This is a genomic window from Psychrobacter sp. SZ93C1 (genome assembly GCF_015864635.1).
GTDB lineage: Bacteria > Pseudomonadota > Gammaproteobacteria > Pseudomonadales > Moraxellaceae > Psychrobacter > Psychrobacter fozii.
Map to the genome: position 1 here is coordinate 1 of NZ_JADYWY010000018.1, position 2,753 is coordinate 2,753.

At 48.2% G+C, this 2,753-nt stretch carries 1 tRNA gene and 1 rRNA gene; both read left to right on the plus strand.

Features of this window, described 5'->3' with window-relative positions:
* Window positions 1-37 precede the first annotated feature (37 nt).
* Window positions 38-113: transfer RNA gene (locus I6E83_RS14560), tRNA-Ala, on the plus strand.
* Window positions 114-455: 342 nt separating this feature from the next.
* Window positions 456-2,753, plus strand: a 23S ribosomal RNA gene (locus I6E83_RS14565); the annotation flags it as partial.

The following is a 2,753-nucleotide window of genomic DNA, read 5'->3' on the forward strand; positions in this document are numbered from 1 at the left end:
CGGCAGTTCAAGTCTGCCCAGGCCTACCATTATTTACGGGGCCATAGCTCAGTTGGTAGAGCGCCTGCCTTGCACGCAGGAGGTCAACGGTTCGACTCCGTTTGGCTCCACCACTATAAATACGAAACTTTAGATGCTAATAAATAAAATAGGTATCAAATAGAAACAAGTGATTTTAATTGATTACTTCTTTCTGTTTTATACAGAACCTGCTACTCGACGAGAGAGTAGGAACTATTTAAAAACATAGATATGAGTCTGGGTTAGGAAGAGCGTGTTCACGCGCACTTCTTAACCTTAATAACTCACCTCTTAACGACATCAGTTGTTATCCCAGGGGTGAGTTATTAAAAAAGTAATAAGAGAACTGAATCAAGCGTATAAAATTAGGTGATATCGTTATCATAATTAGATTGTATGACACTATGAAGTCGAAAGACTACTTGGGGTTGTATGGTCAAGTAATGAAGCGCACATGGTGGATGCCTTGGCAGTCAGAGGCGATGAAAGACGTGACAGCCTGCGATAAGCTTCGGGGAGGCGGCAATATCCTGTGATCCGGAGATTTCTGAATGGGGAAACCCACCTACCATAAGGTAGGTATCTTGTACTTGTACAAGAAGCGAACGAGGGGAAGTGAAACATCTCAGTACCCTTAGGAATAGACATCAAATGAGATTCCCCTAGTAGCGGCGAGCGAACGGGGAGAAGCCGATTAATTCTAATGTAGAAGAACAGCGTGGGAAAGCTGACCGTAGTAGGTGATAGTCCTGTATTCGAAACATTAGAGTTAACATATTAAGTAGAGCGGGGCACGAGAAATCCTGTTTGAAGATGGGGGGACCATCCTCCAAGGCTAAATACTCCTGACTGACCGATAGTGAACCAGTACCGTGAGGGAAAGGCGAAAAGAACCCCTGTGAGGGGAGTGAAATAGAACCTGAAACCGTGTGCGTACAAGCAGTAGGAGCCTCAATTTATTGGGGTGACTGCGTACCTTTTGTATAATGGGTCAGCGACTTATATTCTGTAGCAAGGTTAACCGTTTAGGGGAGCCGTAGGGAAACCGAGTCTTAATAGGGCGTTTAGTTGCAGGGTATAGACCCGAAACCGAGTGATCTATCCATGAGCAGGTTGAAAGTGCCGTAACAGGCACCGGAGGACCGAACCCACTGTCGTTGAAAAGCCAGGGGATGACTTGTGGATAGGGGTGAAAGGCTAATCAAACTCGGTGATAGCTGGTTCTCCCCGAAAGCTATTTAGGTAGCGCCTCGGACGAACACCATTGGGGGTAGAGCACTGTTTCGGCTAGGGGGTCATACCGACTTACCAAACCGATGCAAACTCCGAATACCGATGAGTGATATCCGGGAGACACACAGTGGGTGCTAACGTCCATTGTGGAGAGGGAAACAACCCAGACCGCCAGCTAAGGCCCCAAATTCCTAGTTAAGTGGGAAACGAGGTGGGAAGGCATAGACAGCTAGGAGGTTGGCTTAGAAGCAGCCATCCTTTAAAGAAAGCGTAATAGCTCACTAGTCGAGTCGGCCTGCGCGGAAGATGTAACGGGGCTCAAACTAGGAGCCGAAGCTGCGGATTTGAATTTGTTTTCAAGTGGTAGGGGAGCGTTGTGTAAGCCTGTGAAGGTGTGTCGTAAGGCATGCTGGAGGTATCACAAGAGCGAATGCTGACGTGAGTAACGATAATGCGAGTGAAAAGCTCGCACGCCGGAAGATCAAGGGTTCCAGTCCAACGTTAATCGGGGCTGGGTGAGTCGACCCCTAAGGCGAGGCCGAAAGGCGTAGTCGATGGGAAATCAGTTAATATTCTGATACTTGTTTATAATGCGATGGAGGGACGGAGAAGGTTATGTCAGCCTGGCGTTGGTTGTCCAGGTGAAAGGATGTAGGCTTGTGGCTTAGGTAAATCCGGGCTACTACATGGCTGAGATCTGATAGCAAGCTGTACTTGTACAGTGAAGTGGCAAATACCATGCTTCCAGGAAAAGCTTCTAAGCAATAGTTATAAACGAATCGTACCCTAAACCGACACAGGTGATCAGGTAGAGAATACCAAGGCGCTTGAGAGAACTCTGCTGAAGGAACTAGGCAAAATGGTACCGTAACTTCGGGAGAAGGTACGCTGTTGGTGGTGATAGGACACGCTCCTTGAGCTGCTGGCAGTCGCAGATACCAGGCTGCTGCAACTGTTTATTAAAAACACAGCACTCTGCAAACACGAAAGTGGACGTATAGGGTGTGATGTCTGCCCGGTGCTGGAAGGTTAATTGATGGGGTTAGCGTAAGCGAAGCTCTTGATCGAAGCCCCAGTAAACGGCGGCCGTAACTATAACGGTCCTAAGGTAGCGAAATTCCTTGTCGGGTAAGTTCCGACCTGCACGAATGACATAATGATGGCAGCGCTGTCTCCAGCAGAGACTCAGTGAAATCGAAATCGCAGTGAAGATGCTGTGTACCCGCGGCTAGACGGAAAGACCCCGTGAACCTTTACTACAGCTTTACATTGAACTTTGACCTGACTTGTGCAGGATAGGTGGGAGGCTTTGAAGCAGACACGCTAGTGTTTGTGGAGCCAATCTTGAAATACCACCCTGGTCATGTTGGGGTTCTAACTCAGGTATAACAATACCGAGGACAATGTATGGTGGGTAGTTTGACTGGGGCGGTCTCCTCCTAAAGAGTAACGGAGGAGTACGAAGGTGCGCTCAGACCGGTCGGAAATCGGTCGTAGAG